Source organism: Microbacterium sp. K35 (genome assembly GCF_004794375.1).
Lineage (GTDB): Bacteria > Actinomycetota > Actinomycetes > Actinomycetales > Microbacteriaceae > Microbacterium > Microbacterium sufflavum.
The window spans coordinates 1-879 of the sequence record NZ_SSDM01000293.1 but is presented as its reverse complement, the minus strand read 5'-3'; the positions used below and the strand labels follow the sequence as shown (position 1 = coordinate 879).

1 protein-coding gene is annotated in these 879 nt (G+C 73.0%); it reads right to left on the bottom strand.

The window, feature by feature from the left end:
* Nucleotides 1-60: 60 nt before the first annotated feature.
* Complete coding sequence (locus DW299_RS11385) at nucleotides 61-864, bottom strand: ABC transporter permease (RefSeq protein ID WP_240745389.1); 804 nt, start codon at nucleotides 862-864, stop codon at nucleotides 61-63.
* Nucleotides 865-879: the final 15 nt, after the last annotated feature.

Here is an 879-nt window from a genome sequence, read left to right as displayed (position 1 = left end):
CTCATCGCACTCCCCTTCCGAGGCGATGGCTGATCGTGGTCGTGGACGCAGAGATCGCACTCATCGCACTCCCCTTCCGAGGCGATGGCTGATGCGGTTGGCGCTGAGCACCACCGCGACCACGACGAGGCCGGGGAGGGCGGTGAGCCACCAGGCCGTCGCGATGTAGTTGCGCCCCTCGGCGATCAGCAGGCCCCACTCGGGCGTGGGCGGCGGAGCGCCGTAGCCGAGGAACCCGAGCGTGGAGATCGCCAGGATCGCGGTGCCGAACTGGAGCGCGGCGAGCGCGACGATCGGGGTGAGGGAGTTGGGCAGCACGTGGCGGCGCAGCACGGCGACGAACGTCCCGCCACTGCCGAACGCCGCCTCGACGTACTCGGTGCGCCGCACCCGCGCGACCTCGGCGCGCATCAGGCGCGCGAACGCCGCGACGCTGCCGAGTCCCACCGCGATGGCCGCGTTGACGGTGCCGAACCCGAGCAGGATGATCACCGACAGCGACAGCAGCAGGCCGGGGATCGCCAGGAGCACGTCGACGATGCGCATCAGCACGTCGTCCACGATCCCGCCGACCGATCCGGCGATCGCACCGAGCACCGTGCCCAGGGCGAGGCCGACCGTCACCGCGATCAGCGCGCCGGAGAGCGAGTGCACCGCGCCGTGCACGACCCGGCCGAACAGGTCGCGGCCGAGCGTGTCCGTGCCGAACCAGTGCGCGGCGCTCGGGGGCAGCAGCTTGTCGGCCGGCACGCCCGTGAGCGGGTCGCCCGGCGCGAACACCCCGGGGATCAGCGCCCAGAGCACCGCGAGCGCCACCGCGGCGACGGCCAGGTAGAGCCCCCACGGGCGGCGACGCGGTGGCAGATCGGAAGAGCGTCG